The 17,949-nt window shown below is 71.5% G+C and carries 18 protein-coding genes; 4 read left to right on the top strand and 14 right to left on the bottom strand.

The window, feature by feature from the left end; all coding sequences use genetic code 11:
* Positions 1–41: 41 nt before the first annotated feature.
* The 11 genes from ACFV9Q_RS19600 to ACFV9Q_RS19550 all read right to left on the bottom strand — a co-directional run bounded on the left by ACFV9Q_RS19600 (position 42) and on the right by ACFV9Q_RS19550 (position 11,835).
* Positions 42–683 (bottom strand): hypothetical protein, encoded by a 642-nt coding sequence (locus ACFV9Q_RS19600; RefSeq protein ID WP_377235782.1) that lies wholly within the window; start codon positions 681–683, stop codon positions 42–44.
* 282 nt (positions 684–965) lie between these two features.
* A complete protein-coding gene (locus ACFV9Q_RS19595; protein WP_377235781.1) occupies positions 966–1,472 on the bottom strand; it encodes a ribose-5-phosphate isomerase in 507 nt (168 codons plus the stop codon).
* A complete protein-coding gene (locus ACFV9Q_RS19590) occupies positions 1,469–3,229 on the bottom strand; it encodes a dihydroxyacetone kinase family protein (protein ID WP_377235780.1) in 1,761 nt (586 codons plus the stop codon). The genes ACFV9Q_RS19595 and ACFV9Q_RS19590 overlap by 4 nt, the downstream gene beginning before the upstream one ends.
* Before the next feature lie 57 nt (positions 3,230–3,286).
* Positions 3,287–4,216 (bottom strand): sugar phosphate isomerase/epimerase family protein, encoded by a 930-nt coding sequence (locus ACFV9Q_RS19585; protein ID WP_377235779.1) that lies wholly within the window; start codon positions 4,214–4,216, stop codon positions 3,287–3,289.
* 44 nt (positions 4,217–4,260) lie between these two features.
* Positions 4,261–5,052: a triose-phosphate isomerase gene (locus ACFV9Q_RS19580; protein ID WP_377235778.1), complete on the bottom strand. Its 792-nt coding sequence runs from the start codon at positions 5,050–5,052 to the stop codon at positions 4,261–4,263.
* A gap of 61 nt (positions 5,053–5,113) precedes the next feature.
* Entirely contained in the window at positions 5,114–5,881 is a 768-nt protein-coding gene (locus tag ACFV9Q_RS19575; RefSeq protein WP_377235777.1) for an SDR family NAD(P)-dependent oxidoreductase, read from the bottom strand.
* Positions 5,882–5,913: 32 nt separating this feature from the next.
* Positions 5,914–7,341 carry an ABC transporter substrate-binding protein gene (locus ACFV9Q_RS19570; RefSeq protein WP_377235776.1) on the bottom strand — a complete coding sequence of 476 codons (1,428 nt, stop codon included), beginning with the start codon at positions 7,339–7,341 and terminating at the stop codon, positions 5,914–5,916.
* Between the two features lie 40 nt (positions 7,342–7,381).
* Positions 7,382–8,299: a carbohydrate ABC transporter permease gene (locus ACFV9Q_RS19565; RefSeq protein WP_377235775.1), complete on the bottom strand. Its 918-nt coding sequence runs from the start codon at positions 8,297–8,299 to the stop codon at positions 7,382–7,384.
* Positions 8,296–9,219, bottom strand: a complete 924-nt coding sequence (locus ACFV9Q_RS19560) for a carbohydrate ABC transporter permease (RefSeq protein WP_377235774.1) — start codon at positions 9,217–9,219, stop codon at positions 8,296–8,298. Before ACFV9Q_RS19560 ends, ACFV9Q_RS19565 begins: the two co-directional genes overlap by 4 nt.
* Before the next feature lie 49 nt (positions 9,220–9,268).
* Positions 9,269–10,114: an aldo/keto reductase gene (locus ACFV9Q_RS19555; protein WP_377235773.1), complete on the bottom strand. Its 846-nt coding sequence runs from the start codon at positions 10,112–10,114 to the stop codon at positions 9,269–9,271.
* Complete coding sequence (locus ACFV9Q_RS19550; RefSeq protein ID WP_377235772.1) at positions 10,111–11,835, bottom strand: glycoside hydrolase; 1,725 nt, start codon at positions 11,833–11,835, stop codon at positions 10,111–10,113. The genes ACFV9Q_RS19555 and ACFV9Q_RS19550 overlap by 4 nt, the downstream gene beginning before the upstream one ends.
* Positions 11,836–12,007: 172 nt before the next feature.
* Here ACFV9Q_RS19550 and ACFV9Q_RS19545 point away from each other — a divergent pair, with 172 nt between their 5' ends.
* Entirely contained in the window at positions 12,008–12,685 is a 678-nt protein-coding gene (locus ACFV9Q_RS19545; RefSeq protein WP_377235771.1) for a GntR family transcriptional regulator, read from the top strand.
* Positions 12,686–12,858: 173 nt separating this feature from the next.
* Here ACFV9Q_RS19545 and ACFV9Q_RS19540 read toward each other — a convergent pair whose 3' ends face one another.
* Complete coding sequence (locus tag ACFV9Q_RS19540) at positions 12,859–13,680, bottom strand: oxidoreductase (RefSeq protein WP_377235770.1); 822 nt, start codon at positions 13,678–13,680, stop codon at positions 12,859–12,861.
* A gap of 193 nt (positions 13,681–13,873) precedes the next feature.
* Between ACFV9Q_RS19540 and ACFV9Q_RS19535 the strand changes: the two genes are divergently transcribed.
* Positions 13,874–14,896: an AraC family transcriptional regulator ligand-binding domain-containing protein gene (locus ACFV9Q_RS19535; protein ID WP_377235769.1), complete on the top strand. Its 1,023-nt coding sequence runs from the start codon at positions 13,874–13,876 to the stop codon at positions 14,894–14,896.
* Here ACFV9Q_RS19535 and ACFV9Q_RS19530 read toward each other — a convergent pair.
* Together ACFV9Q_RS19530 and ACFV9Q_RS19525 are read right to left on the bottom strand one after the other, a co-directional pair.
* The gene (locus ACFV9Q_RS19530) at positions 14,893–15,990 is read right to left on the bottom strand and encodes a zinc-binding dehydrogenase (RefSeq protein WP_377235768.1); all 1,098 of its coding nucleotides are present in this window, start codon (positions 15,988–15,990) and stop codon (positions 14,893–14,895) included. The two genes, ACFV9Q_RS19535 and ACFV9Q_RS19530, sit on opposite strands and share 4 nt — an antisense overlap.
* Before the next feature lie 38 nt (positions 15,991–16,028).
* Entirely contained in the window at positions 16,029–16,610 is a 582-nt protein-coding gene (locus tag ACFV9Q_RS19525) for a DUF1992 domain-containing protein (RefSeq protein ID WP_377235767.1), read from the bottom strand.
* 69 nt (positions 16,611–16,679) lie between these two features.
* On the opposite strand from ACFV9Q_RS19525, the gene ACFV9Q_RS19520 reads away from it, so the two are divergent.
* Positions 16,680–17,300 carry a TetR/AcrR family transcriptional regulator gene (locus ACFV9Q_RS19520; RefSeq protein WP_377235766.1) on the top strand — a complete coding sequence of 207 codons (621 nt, stop codon included), beginning with the start codon at positions 16,680–16,682 and terminating at the stop codon, positions 17,298–17,300.
* A gap of 52 nt (positions 17,301–17,352) precedes the next feature.
* Positions 17,353–17,946 (top strand): TetR/AcrR family transcriptional regulator, encoded by a 594-nt coding sequence (locus tag ACFV9Q_RS19515; protein WP_377235765.1) that lies wholly within the window; start codon positions 17,353–17,355, stop codon positions 17,944–17,946.
* Positions 17,947–17,949 lie beyond the last annotated feature (3 nt).

The following is a 17,949-nucleotide window of genomic DNA, read 5'->3' as shown; positions in this document are numbered from 1 at the left end:
TGCTCCTTCCCGGCACCGCGCGCGGCACCAGGCGCGTGGGACTAGCGGGAGCTCGGTTTCCTCGTCGACTTCCCGCTGGTCGACCGCGTCGTGGACCTCGTCCCGGTCGACTTCTTGGCGCCTCCGGCGGAGGCGCCCTGCTTGGACCGGCCCTGGCCCGACTTGCGCGACGAGCTCTCTGATGCCGCGCGTCGCCGGCGTGCTGCAGACTTCGGGGTGGCCTGTTCGTCGTCGGCCTGTTCGTCGTCGGCCTGCGTCTGCTCGACCTCGGGTTCGTCATCACCGGAGCGCGATCCCGCCGTGGCCTCCTCGGGCGAGGCCTCGTCCTCGGGTGCCGGCTCGTCGCCGGTCTCCTCGTCGGCCGGCTGCTCCCCGCCGTGGGACGCGAGGGGCGCTCCCGCACGCTCCTCGAGGTTGGAGACAAGGCTGTCGACACGCTTGGCCGCGGCCGCGACGACGGCGGTCTTGCCCGCCTCGACGAGCCGCCCGGACACCTCGTCGGTGAGCTTCTTGATCGCCGGGGTGGAGAGAGCGGCGCCGCCGGCCTTGAGCAGGTCTGGATGTGCCCTGAGCTCTCTGACGCCGAGGGCACCGGCGACCGCGAGCGCCAGCTTCAGCTTCTTGGTCCGGCCGAGCAGGTACCCACCGAGCAGGACCGCCGCGAATGTGAGCTTGTCGTCCATGGTGTTCCTCGCAGTTCGGGACGAGCGAACGGTGCGTCGTCGCATCGCATGAGCCCCGGACTTGCACGGTAACACCGGATACGGGCGCTCGCGTGCCTCGCGAAAACTGGGCCTCTCGTACGGTGTTTCCGCAGGTCAGGTAGTTTCCGGAGGCAACTTCCTGGGCTTCGAGGTCGGTTCCCTCAACTGACGTGGCGCGCGTGCGGCGGCTCGGTCGCCCATGCGGCTCGGTCGCCCATGATGCGTTTCGGCACGGCCCGTGCCGTTGATGCGCGAGGGCTTTCACCCCGATCCATGACACCTGATCCGATGACCGTCCACCCGCTCGGCGGATCGCTCGATCTCGCTGATCGCCGCCACCTTGGGCGCGGAGGCCGAGCTCGGGTCGAACGTGTAGCCGAGCCACTCCCGCGCCAGCCGGCGGGCCAGCTCGATCCCCACCACGCGCTGACCGAAGCACAGCACCTGGGCGTCGTTGGAGAGCACGGAGCGCTCGACCGAGAAGGAGTCGTGCGCGGTCACCGCCCGCACGCCGGGCACCTTGCTCGCCGAGATCGCGACCCCGAGGCCCGTGCCACAGACCAGGAGCGCACGGTCGGCCTCCCCCGCCGCGACGAGGCGGCCCGCCGCCGCACCGATGTGGGGGTAGGCAGTGTGCTCGTCCGCCCCCACGCCGACGTCGACCACCGAGGCGACGCGGTCGTCCGCCTCCAGGTCCCGCTTCAGGATCTCCTTGTAGTCGAAGCCGGCGTCGTCCGAGCCGATCACCAGCCGCAGTCCCGTCGTCATCGCGCCTCCTCGGTCGAGCTCGCGGGCACGGGGACGCCGACGGCGGCACCCGCCTCGCCCAGCAGCAGGGCGAGCGACGTCGCCCCGGGGTCCGCGACGCCGAGGCTCTTGTCGCCCAGCACCCGCGAGCGGCCGAGCCGGGCCGCGAACTGCGTGGTCGCGGTCGCGCCCTGATGCGCGGCGCGCACCGCGGCCTGCCACGCCTCGCCGGACGGGCGCGACGCGGCACCGGTGGCCGCCACCAGCACCTCGACCGCCGGGTCGAGCGCGTCCACGAGCGTCTTGTCGCCCACGCTCGCGCCGCCGACCGACCGGATCTGCGCCCTGGCCGCGCTCATCCCGGCCACCAGGTCGTCGAAGGAGACCGCCGCGTCCGCCGGGAGCGCGTCGGCCAGCGCGAACAGCCCCACGCCCCAGAGCGCACCCGAGGTGCCGCCGGCCCGGTCCGCCCAGGCGTCGGCCGCGCGACGCAGCACCGACGGGGCGTCACCGCCGGCGGCCAGCGCTGCGTCGGCGGCCTCGACGGCCGCGTCGACCCCGCGCGACATGCCCCGGCCGTGGTCGCCGTCGCCGGCCAGCGCGTCCAGGTCGCCGAGCATCTCCTCGGCGTCGTGCAGCACGGCCTGGGCACGGTGCAGGATCCGGGCCACGGACCGGGCGGCCGCCGCGCCCTCGTCGGTGGTGGCGGGCACGAGCGCCGGGGCCGGATCAGCAGCGGGTTCGGTAGCGGACTCCTCAGGAGTCACCGCCGGCGCCGGCCGCCACCCGCCGTGCCGGAAGGCCGGCGTGTCGGCCGGGTCCAGCCACAGCTGCTCCAGCTCGTCGTCCAGCCAGCACACCGTCAGCGAGCACCCGGCCATGTCGAGGCTCGTCACGTACTCCCCCACCAGCGGGGCCACCAGCCGCACGCCGCGCTCCGCAAGCAGGTCGTGCACCCGGTCCCAGAGGACGAACAGCTCCTCGTACTTCACGTTCCCGAGCCCGTTGAGCAGCACGGCGGCCCGGCCGTCCGCGCCGGCCGGGCGTTCGGCCAGCACCCGCTCGACCAGCTCGGCGGCCAGCCCGGCCGCCGTCGGCACGGCCTCCTCGCCCACGCCCGGCTCGCCGTGGATGCCCAGACCCCACCCGACCTGACCCGGCTCCAGGCTGAACAGCGGGTGGTCCTGTCCCGGCAGCGTGCAGCCGCCGAACGCGACGCCGAACGACCGGGTGCGCGCGTTCGCGCGGCCGGCCAGGCGGTTCACCTCGGCCAGGTCGGCGCCCCGCTCCGCTGCGGCGCCGGCCACCTTGAACACGACCAGGTCACCGGCCACACCACGGCGTTCCGCCGCCCGGTCCGCGGGGGCGGACGCGACGTCGTCGGTCACCAGGAGGATCGAGACGTCCGTGCCCTGGGCCCGCAGGCGGCTGGCCGCGGCGCCGAAGTTGAGCACGTCGCCCGCGTAGTTCCCGAAGGTGACGAACACGCCGGCGCCGGCGTCGGCGGCCCGGCACACGTCGAGCACCTGGCGCGTGGACGGCGACGTGAAGACCTCACCGCACACCGCGGCGTCGGCCACGCCCGCACCCACCAGGCCGGCGAACGCCGGGTAGTGTCCCGAACCACCGCCCACCACGACGGCGACCTTGCCGGGGCGGGTGCCCTCCGTGCGGGCGATGCCCCCGGGCACGGGCCGCAGGCGGCCGGGATGGGCCTTGACCAGACCACGCAGCGCCTCGGCCGCGAAGTCTTCCGGACGGTTGTGCACGTAGGTCATGTCGGTTGCACCTCTGCTCGTGGAACCTCGGCTCGTGGAACGGCATGGAAGAACGGCTCAGCGCCCGGCACCGCGCAGCACGTCACGGATGTACTCGCGGTTGATGGCGGCGACGCCGAGGCTGTCCGACCCGTAGTGCTCGCACACGAAGACACCTTCGAACCCCAGGTCGAGGGCGCGGCGGAGCACCGCGCGATAGTTGACGACGCCCTGGACGAGCGGCGTCGGATGGGTGGCGTACGAGCCCGTCGTCGGGTCCTCGTCGCGCGTGTAGTTCTTGATGTGCCAGAAGTTGGTCAGCGGCAGCACCTTCTCGAACATCGTGGGGATGTCCTCGATCGGCCGGTGCAGCCGCACCAGGTTGCCCAGGTCGGGGTTGAGGCCCACGTTGTCCCGGTCGACATCCTGCACGAACCGCACCGCCAGGTCCGGCGTGCCGAGATACGTGTCCTCGTACATCTCAAGGCTGACCTGCACGCCCACGTCCCGGGCGTGGTCCGCCAGCTCGCGGACACGGCAGACGGCGAGGTCGTACGTGTCCCGGTCGGCGACGTCGTCGTGGTGCCCCTCGGCGAGCCAGAACCACAGCGCGCGCTCCTGGGCGGGCTTCAGCGCCTGCATGAAGCCGAAGCTCACCACCTCGGCCCCGAGCTCCGGTGCCCGGTCGATGATCGTGTGGCCGAGGCGCAGGTAGTCGTCGCCGTGCCGGGCGTCGACGACGCTGCGCCGCGTGGTCGACACGGACGGGACCGCGAGCCCTACGTCCTTCAAGACCAGGAGCAGCTCGCCGAAGCGGGTGTCGCTCAGCTCGCCGATCGACAGCCACGCGTCGGTCGGGTCGACGTGCGCGAAGCCCAGGTCGGCGACCTGCTGCAGCTGGGCCCGCCAGGACTCGGCCGGGGCGTCGACGTTGGGGATGCCGTCCGCCGTCGTCGACCCGAAGGACAACATGTTGGCCGCGACGGGCCAGTTCTCGGCTGTGCGCATGTGTGATCTCCGTCGATCTGCGATGCCCTGCGGCATCTCGGTTGTCAGCTGGTCGCGCTCGTCGGCCTGGCCGCCGCGGCGCCGTCCAGGATCTCGACGAACGCGTCCACGTCCCACGCGGCCCGGCCGATGAACAGGCCGCTGACGTGGTCCACGGCCAGCAGGTCGTGCATGTTCGCCCGGTCGACCGAGCCGCCGTACAGGACTCCCTGGACAAGCGGGCCCAGGTCGGCCGCGAGCGCCGCGACGACGTCGGCGACGTCGTCCGGCCGTGCGGGTGTGCCGTGCTCCCCGATCGCCCAGACCGGTTCGTAGGCGACGAGCACCCGGTTCGGTTCGTCCGCTGCCGCCGGCTCCGTCCCTGCCAGCGCCGCGCGCGCCTGGGCGAGCACGTGCTCGACCGAGCCGCCCGCCGCCCGCACGGCCGCGGGCTCGCCCACGCACAGCAGCGGGACCAGGCCGTGCCGCAGCACGGCCTGGACCTTGCGGCGCACGACGTCGTCGGTGTCGCCGAAGTGCTGGCGCCGCTCGGAGTGCCCGATCTCGACCAGGCGCGCGCCGGCGTCGGCGACCTGTGGCGCCGAGACCTCGCCGGTCCAGGCCCCGCTGTCGGCCCAGTGCGCGTTCTGCGCCCCGAGCAGCACCCCGGTCGACGGCGGCAGGGCGTCACGGACCGTGGTGAGTGCGGTCGCGGGCGGGATCACGAAGGGCTGGAGGCCCGGCCACCGCCCGGGACGGGCGGCCTCGGTGAGCGCCGTGGCGTACCGGCGCGCCTCGGACAACGACTTGGTCATCTTCCAGCTCGTGCCGATCCAGCGGGTGCCGGCCGGGGTCATGGCATCCTCCCTTCGGTGGGTCTGGTGCTCCAGGAACCGCGCGCGTCAGTACCTGCGGCCGTCAGTGCATGTGGAGCCCGCCGTCGACGTTGAGCGTCTGGCCGGTGATGTAGCCGGACTCCGGGCCCACCAGGAAGCTGATGGCCGCGGCGATGTCGTCCGTGGTGCCGACGCGGTCCACGACGAGGTCGGTGACGAGCTCGGCCTTGCGTTCCTCGCTGAGGGTGCCGCCCATGATGTCGGTGTCGATGGGTCCCGGGGCGATCGCGTTGGCGGTGATCCCGTGCTCGCCGAGCTCCCGCGCCAGGGAGCGGGCGAGTCCGATGACGCCGGCCTTCGCCACCGAGTACGGCGTGCGGCTGTAGGTGCCGCCGCCGCGCTGCGCCGACACGGACGAGAGGCAAACCACGCGCCCGACGCCGGCCTTGACCATCGCGGGCACGACCGCCCGGGTGACGTGGTGGACGCCGTGCAGGTTGATGCGCAGCACCCGCTCCCACTCGGCGTCGTCGAGCTCGAGGTACGGCGTCGGGGAGCTGACGCCGGCGACGTTCGCGAGCGCGACGACCGGCGGCAGCGCGGCGGTCAGCTCGGCGATCGCGACCCGGACGCCGTCGGCGTCGCCGACGTCGGCCCCGACTCCCGCGGCCCGGACACCGTAGGTCCGGGTCAGCTCCTCGGCGAGGTCCTTGACCGCCGCGCCGTCGATGTCGAGCACCCCGACGGACCAGCCGTCCCGGGCCAGCCGGTGGGCCGCGGCCCGGCCGATGCCGCGCAGGGAGGCCGCGCCCGTGACGATCGCCGTTCGCTCGGCGGGAAATGCATGCATCGTGTGCTCTCCTGTCAGTCGGTGTAGCGAACTCAGTAGGCGTAGTCGACGCCGCGCTGCCAGTCGGTGAACGCCCAGTCGTCCCGCGACACCTCTGCCCCCGCTCCGGCGGCCTTGTCGATCGCCTGGTCGAGGTTCTGGTTGGCGGTGTCGCTGAGCTTCACGAGCTCTGCCCGCAGGTCGGTGACGTCGCCGCCCAGGTAGCCCTGGATGATGTCCCCGAGGTGGGGCGCGGCCGGCATGACGAAGGCGAGGGCCTCGTTCGCGGCGGGGTTGCGCACCTGGGGCTGCGGGGCCCGGAAGACCCGCTTCTTGTAGTCCTCGACCAGCCAGGCGTACGGCTCGATGACGTCGGCGTCGGCCACGACGTCCAGGTTGAGCGGGGGCTGGTCCATCGCCTCGGCGAGGACCGCCTGGTAGTCGTCCTGGGTGAACGACTCGAGCAGCAGGTTCACCTCGTCGGGGTACTTCGTGTTCCCGGCGACGAACCACACGGGCGCCGGCGCGCCGCGGGTGATCACGAGGTCCTCGCCCTCGGGCGTAAGCTGGCCCGACGTCGCCATCTTGGGCAGGTGCGCCTCGTTGAGCGCCCGGACGCCACCCGGCGCCCAGGGACCGTCGATGGCGAAGCCGACGCTGCCCGCCGCCCAGCGGCCGCGCGCGTCGGGAACCTGGAAGGAGTTGGTGCCGGGCAGCAGCCAGCCGTTGTCCGAGATCTCCTTGAGCAGCTCGATCACGTTGACGTAGGCGTCGTCCTCGTAGGCGTACTCGCCGGTCTCGTAGCGCAGCCCCTGCCAGCCGGGGAATCCCCCGGACTGCGCGAGGTCGTCGACCTGGTCGCGCATGCGCTCGCTCGCCCCGAGGGCCAGGGTCAGCGGCGCGAACCGGCCGTCGTCGGCGATGGCGCCCAGGGCCGTGCGGAACTCGTCGTAGCTGCGCGGCGGCTCGAAGCCGACGGACTCGGCGATCTCGGAGTTATACCAGGTGCAGGCCCAGTACTGGCGGTCGGACATGACCGGCAGGCCGTACACCACGCCGTCGAGCATGCTGACGCCCTCGACGAGGGTCCCCTCGGGCAGGCGCGCCAGCGCCTCGTCCGACAGCTCGATCGGGCTGACCCAGCCGGAGTCGACCAGGGCGGGCAGGGGCAGGCCGACGATGTTCGAGTAGACGTCCGGGAGCTGCTTGGACTGGTTCGCGAGCTGGAGCGCCTCGACCGCCCGGCCCGGCTCGTTGTAGGTGTACTCGACGGCCACGCCGAGCCGCTCGGCCTGCTCGGCGGCCCAGATCTTGTGCTGGTCCTGCAGGCCGCCGAAGTGGTCCCACCAGCGGATGCCTGTACCCACCCCGGGCGCGGTGCCGGCGCCGCCGCACGCGGCGAGCAGCCCCGCGAGCGCGCCCACCCCCACGCCACCGACAAAGGTGCGGCGCGACAACTCAAGCCTCGACAGTTCGAGCATGTCAGTCTCCTCCTTGAGAACGACGATCCGGACGGGTGGCCTACGCCTTGACGGCGCCGGCGATGCCTTCGACGAAGTACTTCTGCATGAACACGAACAGGACGACGACGGGCAGGATCGAGATCACGCCGGCGGCGGCCATGGCTGCCCAGTCGGTCGAGTTCTCCCCCACGAACGCCTGCATGCCGACGCTGACCGTGCGCAGGTTCGGGTTGGTGGACGAGAAGACCAGGGGCAGGAAGAAGGCGTTCCAGGTGGCCAGGAACGTCAGGATCCCGACGGTGGCGGTGACGGGCATCGACAGCGGGAGCATGATCCGCAGGAACACCCGGAGGAACCCCGCGCCGTCGACGATCGCCGCCTCCTCGAGGTCGGCGGGCATCCGGCGGAAGTACCCGGCGTAGATGAGGATCGACGCGACGTTCGACGCCCCGCCCAGGGCGAGGATCATGCCGGCCAGGGAGTTGAGCAGCCCGAGCTCGAGGGAGACCTTGACGATCGGGATGATCGTGTACCCGGTGGGCACGAAGAGCGTGGCGACGAAGATCCCGATGATCAGCCGCGACCCGGGGAACCGGTAGCGCCCGATGACGTACCCCGCCAGCGCGCACCGCACGACGACGATCGCCGTGGTCGCCACCGTCACGATCACGGTGTTGAGCAGGTAGTGCCCGAACCCGCCCTCGGTCCACGCCCGGCCGTAGTTCTCCCACGCGAGCGTCTCGGGGATCAGGCCGAGGCCGCCGGCGAAGATCTCGCCCGAGCTCTTCAGCGACGCGGACACCATCCAGAGGAACGGGAAGACCCAGAGGAACGCGACCGCGGCGAGCACGAGGGCGACGAGCCACCAGCCGCGACGTCGCGGGCCGTGCGGAGCGGGGGGCCGACGCCGGTCCGCGGGCTCCCGGGTCCCGGCCCCGGTCTGCGGGTCGCGGCGCTGTGCGGCGAGGGTGCTCATGCTCGTCCCTTCTCGGTCCGCTGCGACTGGAGCCGCTGCGAGGTGAGGGTCGCCCAGGCCTGCAGGGCGACGACGACGAGCACGAGCACGCCGAACAGCACCGCGGCCGCCGAGGCGAAGCCGAGCTGCGGGATCGAGGCCGCGAACGCCCACCGGTAGATGTAGATCTCGATGATCTCGGTGCTGTAGAACGGGCCGCCCGCCGTCATCGTCTGCATGAGGTCGAAGGCGTGGAAGCAGTCCTCGATGGTCAGCACTGTGATGATCAGCAGGAACGGCAGCAGCATCGGCAGGGTGATGTGGCGGAAGATCCGCAGGCCGCCTGCGCCGTCGACCCGGGCCGCGTCGTAGACGTCCTGCGGGATCGTCTGGAGCGCGGCCAGCCAGTAGATCATCGTGATGCCGAAGAACTTCCACACGTACACGAGCGCGGTGGTGACCAGCGCCGTGGCGGAGTCGCCGAGCAGGTCGACGGGCGGCAGGCCGAACAGCCCGACCACCGCGGCCACGGGTCCCGCACCGGGGTCGAGGATGAACCGCATGACCACGCCGATGATCGCCGTCGTGGTCACGACGGGCAGGAAGTAGACGGTGCGGAAGAACTTGGCGAACGGCAGCCGCGGGGAGTTCAGCAGGATCGCCAGGAAGAAGGCCCCGAAGATGCGCAGCGGGGCGACGACCAGCATGAACAGCAGGGTGATGCGGACCGACGACCAGAACAGCGGGTCGGCCAGGACCGCCTCGTAGTTGCTGATGCCCACGAACCGCTGCTCGGCGCTGAAGCCGTTCCACTCGACGACCGAGTACCAGTAGCTCGCGACGATCGGATAGATCGTGTAGACGCCGTACAGGATGAACGTCGGCATCAGGAACGCGTAGATCCAGAGGTTGCGGCGTCGTTGCCGCGTCTGACTCGCCATCGAGCACTCCGTCGTGTCGGGGTCGTGTCGGGTGGTGGAACGGGTTCGGTCAGCGGATCTGGCTGATCGAGAAGGTCCGCGGGTCGCCGCCGATGCGCCGGCCGGTGTCGAGCGCGTCGACGGCGGCCGCGTGCTCCGCGGTGAGGGCGACACCCTCGAGCGACGCGTTGGCCCGCATGCGGGCCGGCGACACCGACTTCGGGATCACCACGTGCCCCTTGTCGACGTGCCAGCGCAGGATCACCTGGGCGGGTGTCACGCCGAGCTCGTCGGCGACCGCCGTGACGCTCGGGTGCCCGAGGTCGGCCCCCTGGCCCAGCGGCGAGTACGCCTCGACGGCGATCCCGTGGGCCCGGCACGCGGCGGCCACGTCGGGCTGCTGGAAGGTGGGGTGGAGCTCGATCTGGTTGATCGCGGGCATCTCGTCCGCGAAGCGCGCCAGCTCGTCGAGGTGCTCCACCAGGAAGTTGGACACGCCCGCCGCCACGACCCGGTGCTCGGCCCGCAGCCGCTGCAGCGCACGCCAGCTGTCCTGCCACAGCCCGGCCGACGGGTTGGGCCAGTGGATGAGGTAGAGGTCGAGGGCGTCCAGGCCCAGCCGCTCGCACGTCTCGTCGTACGCGCGCAGCGCCCGGTCGTACCCCTGGTCCCCGTTGCGGAGCTTGGAGGTGACGAACAGCTCGTCGCGCGGCAGGCCCGAGGCCCGCAGGGCCGCGCCCACGCCCCGCTCGTTCACGTAGGCCGCCGCCGTGTCGATGTGCCGGTAGCCCACCTCGAGCGCCTGCTCCACCACGGCCTGCGCCTCGTCGGCGGGCACCTGGAACACGCCGAGGCCCACCTGCGGGACGGCGACGCCGTCCCGCAGGGTGACCGTACGGGCGAAGGACTCGCTCATCGGACCGGCTCCAGCACGAGCAGCGAGACCGACGGCAGCGGCAGGCTGACGGTCAGCTCCAGGGCCGACGACGACGGCTCGACGCGCCGCGCGGGCTCCAGCTCCTCGACACCCTGCCGGGCCTTGATCGCCGCGAGCTGCTCCTCGGTGGGCACCTGCGGAGAGCCCTGCGCCACCCAGGCCGTGTGGGAGTTGCTGTGCTCGACGTCGATCCGGTGGTGGCTGAGCGTGTACGCGTCGGCGTCGAGCCCGGTCACGTCGAGCGTGACGGTCGCCTCCACGTCGTCGCGCTGGTACTGGTCGTCCGTGTGCCGCCACACGAGCACCGCGACGGTGCCCGACGCCGACCGCGAGGCCAGGGCGTCGATCTCCTCGGGCATGCTGCGGCCCTCGGCCTGGTCCAGGAGCGTCACGGGGTGCGCGGCGTCCGAGACGGCGTCGATCCGGCGCTCGCCGAGCCGGGCGAGCAGCCGGTAGGCGTTCAGGAACGGCTTCTCGACGCCGCCGGCCGTGAGGAACGCCCGCGTGCCCTCGAAGAACCGCTCCCCCTCGAAGTAGAAGCTCCAGGAGGTGGCCTGCTCGACCTGCACGTCCTCGGTCTCGTTGAGGTCGAGGATCTTCTTCATCAGCTTCACCTGGAACACCGGGTAGTACTCGGTGTTCTGGAACTGGAAGTTGGCGTTGTCGTAGACGCTGTAGTGGGCGGGGACGCCGGCGTCGCACTCGTCCACGACGGCCGGCAGCCCGCGGTACTCCTCGAACTCCGCGATCACGCGGAGCATCCGGCGGATCTCGAAGAGCATCTTGTGCGCCGAGGGGCTCTGCTGCTCGGGCGCGGGACCCCCGGTGGGGCCGTACACGCGCCACGGCGTGAACGCCGAGCCCTTGGTGTGGAACGACACGAAGTCGAGCGGGTCCCGATGGTCGCGCGTGTGCTGGAGGAAGCCGCGCAGGAACTCGTCGCCGGAGCCCGTCACGGCCGGCCCGCCGACCTTGGCGTCCGGCAGCACGCTGCGGACCGCGCGGGCCGTGACCGAGTAGAGCTCGTAGAACTCCTCGGGCGTGCCACGCCAGTAGAAGATGTCGGGCTCGTTCCACAGCTCCCACAGCCAGCTGTTCACCTCCTCCTCGCCGTACCGCTCGAGGCAGTGGCGCGCGTGGGCGGCGACGAGCTCGCCCCAGCGGCCGTAGTCCTTGGGCGGGTACGACCAGGCGCCGGCCTCGTAGTTGCTGTAGACGGTAGGGCTCGGCACCACCTCGAGCTCCGCCGCGGCGTCGGGCAACAGGTCGCGGGGCGTGAACGCCAGCTCGACCAGCACGTGGTGCCCCGCCTCGACGATGGCGTCGTACACCTGGTCGACGATGGTGAAGTCGTAGCTCGGGACGCCGTCCGCGTCCTCGTGGTAGACGTTCCCGTTGCCCCAGTGCGGGATGCCGAAGCCGGTGCCGGAGCAGAACACGTAGTGCGGGCGCACGTGGTAGCCGCGGTCCGTCACCTCGCCGAAGCTCTGCAGCAGCCGGCGGCCGGTCGGGGTATAGGTCCAGTTGATCTCGTCGTAGCCGATGCTCTCCCAGATCCGGGCCAGGGCCCCGCGGTCCGACCCGCCGTCCACCCGGACGCGCGCCTGCCGCACGTGCGGCGCGCTCGGGTCACTGGGTGCCGAGCGCGGAAATGCCACGTCGACGCCGATACCAGGGTTGATGTTCACGCTCGAGCTCACGTTCACCCACGCCTCTCAGGTTCCCGGTGGCCGTCGGGCCACGTCGTCCTCGTCGACGACCGGTGACCGACGCTAGGGCGTGCTGCGGTAGATTGTCAACAACTAACAATTAACCGATCGATCGACGAGCAAGCGATGGAACGATAGAGACGTGACGACAGGAGAGCCCCAGATGAATCCGCTCGGGACGGCACCGCGGCCCACCCTCGCCGACTACGTGGTGGGCGTGATCCGAGAACAGATCGCCACCGGGAAGCTGAGCCCGGGCGAGCACCTGCGCGAGTCCGAGCTCGCCTCGGCGCTCGACGTGAGCCGCGGACCGATCCGCGAGGCGCTCGCCACCCTCGAGGCCGAGGGCCAGGTGGAGATCCGGCGGCACCGCGGCGCCTTCGTCAGCGTCCTGACCCAGAAGGACGTCGACGAGGTGCACAGCCTGCGCGCCGCCATCGAGGCCCTGGCCGCCGAGCGGGCGGCGACGCGGCTGACGAGCGACCACCTCGCCGAGATGGACCGCATCCTTGCGGCCATGCGGGCGAGCTCCGGCTCCATCCAGCCGCAGGAGGCCGTCCGCCTGGACCTCGCCTTCCACGACGTCATCTACGACGCCGCCGACCACGCGCGGCTACGCCGGGTGTGGACCTCGCTCCGTAGCCAGGTGGCGTTCTTCCTACACACGCGCAACGCCAACTTCCCTGACTTCCCCACCGTCGGGTACGCGGAGCACCAGGAGCTGCGGACGGTGCTCAGCGAGGGCGATCCCGCGCGGGCCCGGAAGGCCGTCGAGGAGCACATGGCCGGCTCCTACGTGCGGCTGCGCCGGCTGGAGCTGCCGTCGGACCCGGAGGCCTGACGTGAGAGCCGACGGCGCCTCGACGTGCGAGTGACTACGCCAGGTGGGCACCATGACCGTGCCGATCGCCTCGGCGTGCGCCGCCCCCCTTGCCGGAGCGGCGCACGCCGAGGCGATCGGACCACGATGCTCCTGACCGAGGAATGCCCTGCAGCACGCGGGCAGTCCATCGCTCAGGCGGGCACCCCGGTTGCCCTGCGGATCAGGACGTCGTACGTGCGGTCGGGCAGGACGTCGCGCAGGAGGATCAGCGGCTTGGCGCCGAACCCCACGGCGTAGCGCGTCCTGGGCTTGGAGGCCTGGACCGCCTTGGTGATGGTGCGTCCGATCAGTGCCGGGGAGGATGATCGGGTCTCCTGGGTCAGGGATGTGGCGACGGCGTTGCCCTGGGGTGCGTACGGGCCCTCGGCAGACACGGCGCGGAGCTTGTCTGCGGCGATGCTTCCCCACTCGGTCCTGATGCCGCCGGGCTCGATCACGATGACGTCGATGCCGAACGGCTCGAGCTCCAGGCGCAGGCAGTCGCTGATGGCTTCCAGGGCGAACTTGGTGGCGTGGTACCAGGCGCCCAGCGGGGTGTGGATCTTGCCGCCCATCGAGGTGACGTTGACGATCTTGCCGGAGCGGTTGGCCCGCATGTGCGGCAGGACGAGCTGGGTCAGGCGGGCGGCGCCGAAGACGTTGACCTCGAACTGGTAGCGCGCCTCGTCCATCGGGACATCCTCGAGCGCTCCGTACGAGCCGTACCCGGCGTTGTTGACCAGCACGTCGATCCGCCCCGCCTCGGCGACGATCAGGTCGATCCCGGCCCGCATCGAGTCCTCGTCGGTGACGTCCATGGAGATGGGGCGGATGCCGGCATCCTTGAGGTGCTCCATGCGTCCGGCGCGGCGGGCGGCCGCGTACACGACGTAGCCGGCCGAGGCCAGCTCGAGGGCGGTGGCCTCACCGATACCGGAGGACGCTCCGGTGACGAGGGCGATCTTGTCGGCCATGTGTGGCTCCTTGTTCCTGTGACTGCACTTCTGCGATGCGGACCTCACCCAAGCTAGAGGCGCCGGCCCGTGGATTCACTGGCCCACCGCGCCGAACCAGTTGCAGATCGCGCCACCGTGGGGTGGCGCGCCGTGCGAGGACCTTGGCGTGATCTGCATACCGGTGGGCGCTCTCCGGGCCTAGGCTGCGATGGTGGCTGGAGAACGATTCGAGCTGGAGCCGACCGTCCAGGCGCTGCTGCGCGACATCGGCATCGCCCCGCCCGTCGTGCTCCGCCGGGCGCGGCTCCCGGCGGACCTGTTCGCAAGACGCCCCATCGAGCTGTCGGCCGACGAGTACTACCGGTTCTGGACCGCCCTGGAGGTCGAGGGAGGTGACCGGTCCCTGGCGGTCGACATCGGCAGGGCGATCTCGGTCGAGATGTTCTCCCCGCCGCTGTTCGCCGCCCTGTGCAGTACCGACCTGACCGCCGCCGCCCGCCGCGTCGCCACCTACAAGGCGCTCATGGGCCCTCTGCGGATGTCCGCCGAGACCGGTCAGGGCCTGACGATCTCCTACACCTGGCCGACGTCGGCGGCATCAGCTCCACCGCCGCTCCTGGCGGTCGTGGAGCTGGTGTTCTGGGTGGCGCTCGCCCGCATCGCCACCCGCGAGCCCGTCCGCCCCTCACGTGTGACGGTTGCGGACCGACCCGCGAACCTCCCCCGGCTCGAGGAGTATCTCGGCGCCCGGGTCCGCACGTCCGGTACGTACTCGATCACGTTCGGCACCGCGGACGCGTCCCGGCCCTTCCTGACCGAGAACGAGGCCATGTGGCGGGTGTTCGCACCCGACCTGCGACGTCGGCTGTCCGATCTCGACGCCTCGGCAACCGTCACCGACCGGGTCCGTGCCGCCCTGCGCGACACCCTGCCGGCGGGCGACGCCTCGATCGGCGCCGTCACCAGCCGCCTGGCGACCAGCCCGCGCACCCTGCAACGCCAGCTCCGGAAGGAGGGCACCACGTTCCAGGGCGTCCTGACCGCCACCCGCGAGGAGCTCGCCCGCCACTACCTCGACGTCGAAGGCCTGCGCACCACTGAGGTCGCCTATCTCCTGGGATACGGGGACACCACCTCCTTCTACCGAGCCTTCCGGGCCTGGACCGGGGTCACGCCCCAGAGCGCTCGTCGGGGCACGCCGGAGAAGGCACTCCTCGGGACACCCCCGCCCTAGATGCCCTGCGCGAGCGCGCGGGCTCCGCCCGGCGCTGACGTCCCGTCCGGGTGCAGGACCAGCTTGCCCACGTGGCGCCGACGGGCCAGTTCTTCCTGAGCCAGAGCGGCCTGGTCCAACGGGAACTCGGCAGCGACGACGGGCTGGATCTCCCCGCGCCTCGCGAGGTCCATGAGCAGCGCGAAGTGCGTGGGCGTATGCATCGCGGAGCCGATCACCTGCGCGTTGTGCAGGTACAGCCGCCGGACGTCGAAGGTCACCTCGTAACCGCCCAACGCCCCGGCGACCACCCACCTGCCGCCCTCGCGCAGCAGCGGCAGGCCGTCGCCGACCAGATCGCCGGCCACGACGTCGAGCACGACGTCGATTCCCTCCGGCGCGGCGGCGCGGACCTGTCCGACGACGGGCTCGGCCCGGTCGACGACCTCGTCGGCACCGGCGTCCCGGACCGCGCCCGTCTTCGGGCCGCTGCTGATGGCGACGACGCGCGCGCCCCGTGCCCGGGCGATCTGCACGGCCGCAAGACCCACACCGCCCGACGCACCAGAAACCAGGACGGTCTCCCCCGCGCGCAGCCGGCCGCGCTCGATCATGCCCAGCGCCGTCCCGTAGGCGGTCGGCAGGCTTGCGAGCTGGTCGTCGGTGAGGGGCGAGGCGGTCACGTCGTGCACTCGATCGACGCGAGCCGTCACGTACTGGGCATAGCCACCATCGCGCTCGCTGCCCATGAGACCCACCGGGTTCGCGTCGGGTTCCTCGCCGTCGTAGATCGCGGGGTCCACCACCACCCGGCGGCCGGCGAGTCCGGGGTCGACTCCCGCACCGACCTTCGCGACGTGCCCGGCGACGTCCGCCCCCTGGATCCGAGGAAACTCGATCGGCCCCCTCCAGCCCGACCGGGCCCGCGCGTCATCCGGCCGGCCGTACGCGCCCTCCCGGGTCCACAGGTCGGTGTTGTTCAACGCCACCGCACCCACCTCGACCAACACCTCGCCCTCGGCCGGGGCCGGCAACGGAACGTCGGCCACCTCGATGACCTCAGGACCACCGTGTGCGGTGATCCGTGCGGCTCGCATGGTCGTCGGCAAGCTCATCGCGCACCTCCAGATCGACATCTGATCGGAAATTCACCCTACGCATGCCGCGGAGCGTCTCGCACGGCATCCGAGCCGGTCGCCGTGCTGGTCGGGCCCTGGCGCCGACGGATGCGCCGACGGTGGCGACGGCTCTCATCAGGTGCCTCCGCGCGTGCGCTCGCTCGCGCCTCCGCGGCTCGCGCTGCCCTTCGGTCCGCCCACGCGGAAACCGTCGCCTCGACGTCCCGCGGCATGGTGACCAAGGGCGGTCCGGCGGGCGGCTGGTAGCGACCACGAAGCACTCGCCCGTTGAACTCCTCGATCTCCTGGCGCACGTCCGCCTCGCTCCACATCTCGTCGAGGCGTTCGTCCAGCGCAGCGTCCTCCTTCCGCAGCTGGATCGAGGGCGGCAGCTGCACGAACCCGTCGCGCTTCATCAGGTTCTTCAGCCACCAGTCGGGGTCGTGGCGGTCAGGCAGGTCGAGCGGCTTGCCGCTCCCGGGCAGGTTGTCGAACTCGCCACGTTCGATCGCCCTCCGGATGTGCATGTCAGCCAGCAGCCCGATCGCCACCTCCTCGTCGATGGCGACGGCGTACGCGTTGAAGAACGCGGGCGGTGGGTGCGGGTCATCAGCCATCGTCACTCCGGTGCAGGGTTTCAATACGCATGTATTATGTCATGCGTATTGAAACAGAGAGGGGGCCGGGTGCCGAAGCTCGTGGACCACCAGGAACGACGCGAGGCGATCGCCCAGGCACTGTGGCGGGTCGTCGACCAGCACGGCTGGACCCGGGCGACGCTGCGTGAGGTCGCCCGCGAAGCAGGGGTCTCGCTCGGGCAGCTGCAGCACTACTTCGCGACCCGCGAGGCGATGCTGACCTTCGCGATGGAGCGCGCCGCCGACCGGACCGGCGACCGGGTCACCCGCGGACTGGCCGAGCTCGACCAACCGCCGCACCCCAGGGACGTGCTGCGCCTGGTGCTCGTCGAGATGCTGCCCCTGCACGCCGACTCCCGCGCCTCTTCCCGGATGAGCGCCGCCTACGTCCTGGAGGCCCTGCACGATCCGGCACTGCGCGAGCGGGCGGCCCTCGGGCTCCGTGACGGTCGCGCCATGGTCGAGCGGCTCGTCCGACAGGCGATCACTCGGGGCCAGATCGCCCCGGACCGAGACCCGGACATCGAGACAGATCTCATCATCGCGCTGACCGGGTTCACGCCTCTGCTCGAGCTCGGGGTGATCGACCCCCGGGCCGCACTGGCCGCGATCGATCAACACCTGGACCGCCTCTTCACCGCAGCACCCTCATCGCGCCCGGAGTCGTAGTTCGCGCGCCGGCCCTATTTACAATACAGAGCTGCACTGTATTGTAAGTTGCATGGGAACCACCGACCGCGCCCCCGGCCGGCCGCGCAGCAGCGAGGCCGACGCCGCCATCCTGGCTGCCGCCCTCGACCTGTTGATCGAACGCGGCGCGGACGCGACCAGCGTCGAGCAGGTGGCCCGGCGTGCGGGGGTCACCAGGGCCACGGTGTACCGGCGCTTCCCGGACAAGACCCAGCTCCTGCTGGCCGCGTTCGAGGCCGCCAACGGAAATCCGTCGGCGACGCCGGAGATCCGCGACGTCGAGCACCTGCTGACCGGCTGGGCGTCCGTCCTCGCCGACACCCGCCAGCGCCGGCTCCTGCGTCGGCTCTACGGCGCGTTCGAGGACTACCCCGAGATCGCGCGTGCCTACCAGGGCCAGTTCGGGGACCAGCGCAGCGATACCCGCATGAAGGTCTTCGAGCAGGCCAGGGACCGCGGGGAGCTGCCCGCGGACACCGACCCGCAGGTCCTCCTGGATCTGCTCTCCGGCGCGGGCTGGCAGCACCTGGTCACCTACCCGGACACCTGCACGGCGCGGGACACCGAGCGCTTCCTGCGCGCCGTCCTCCATCAGGTCGGCTACCGCCCCAAGGAGAGGGAGTAAGAC

The sequence above is a fragment of the Promicromonospora sp. NPDC059942 genome (assembly GCF_042731755.1).
Taxonomy (GTDB): Bacteria; Actinomycetota; Actinomycetes; order Actinomycetales; family Cellulomonadaceae; genus Promicromonospora.
Note: the sequence above shows the minus strand (reverse complement) of the source record. Positions and strands in the feature narration are given on the sequence as shown.

Coding starts and splice junctions, on each gene's coding strand:
- ACFV9Q_RS19600 (WP_377235782.1), bottom strand. CDS start 683: ATGGACGACAAGCTCACATTCGCGGCGGTCCTGCTCGGTGGGTACCTG.
- ACFV9Q_RS19595 (WP_377235781.1), bottom strand. CDS start 1,472: ATGACGACGGGACTGCGGCTGGTGATCGGCTCGGACGACGCCGGCTTC.
- ACFV9Q_RS19590 (WP_377235780.1), bottom strand. CDS start 3,229: ATGACCTACGTGCACAACCGTCCGGAAGACTTCGCGGCCGAGGCGCTG.
- ACFV9Q_RS19585 (WP_377235779.1), bottom strand. CDS start 4,216: ATGCGCACAGCCGAGAACTGGCCCGTCGCGGCCAACATGTTGTCCTTC.
- ACFV9Q_RS19580 (WP_377235778.1), bottom strand. CDS start 5,052: ATGACCCCGGCCGGCACCCGCTGGATCGGCACGAGCTGGAAGATGACC.
- ACFV9Q_RS19575 (WP_377235777.1), bottom strand. CDS start 5,881: ATGCATGCATTTCCCGCCGAGCGAACGGCGATCGTCACGGGCGCGGCC.
- ACFV9Q_RS19570 (WP_377235776.1), bottom strand. CDS start 7,341: ATGCTCGAACTGTCGAGGCTTGAGTTGTCGCGCCGCACCTTTGTCGGT.
- ACFV9Q_RS19565 (WP_377235775.1), bottom strand. CDS start 8,299: ATGAGCACCCTCGCCGCACAGCGCCGCGACCCGCAGACCGGGGCCGGG.
- ACFV9Q_RS19560 (WP_377235774.1), bottom strand. CDS start 9,219: ATGGCGAGTCAGACGCGGCAACGACGCCGCAACCTCTGGATCTACGCG.
- ACFV9Q_RS19555 (WP_377235773.1), bottom strand. CDS start 10,114: ATGAGCGAGTCCTTCGCCCGTACGGTCACCCTGCGGGACGGCGTCGCC.
- ACFV9Q_RS19545 (WP_377235771.1), top strand. CDS start 12,008: ATGAATCCGCTCGGGACGGCACCGCGGCCCACCCTCGCCGACTACGTG.
- ACFV9Q_RS19540 (WP_377235770.1), bottom strand. CDS start 13,680: ATGGCCGACAAGATCGCCCTCGTCACCGGAGCGTCCTCCGGTATCGGT.
- ACFV9Q_RS19530 (WP_377235768.1), bottom strand. CDS start 15,990: ATGAGCTTGCCGACGACCATGCGAGCCGCACGGATCACCGCACACGGT.
- ACFV9Q_RS19525 (WP_377235767.1), bottom strand. CDS start 16,610: ATGGCTGATGACCCGCACCCACCGCCCGCGTTCTTCAACGCGTACGCC.
- ACFV9Q_RS19515 (WP_377235765.1), top strand. CDS start 17,353: ATGGGAACCACCGACCGCGCCCCCGGCCGGCCGCGCAGCAGCGAGGCC.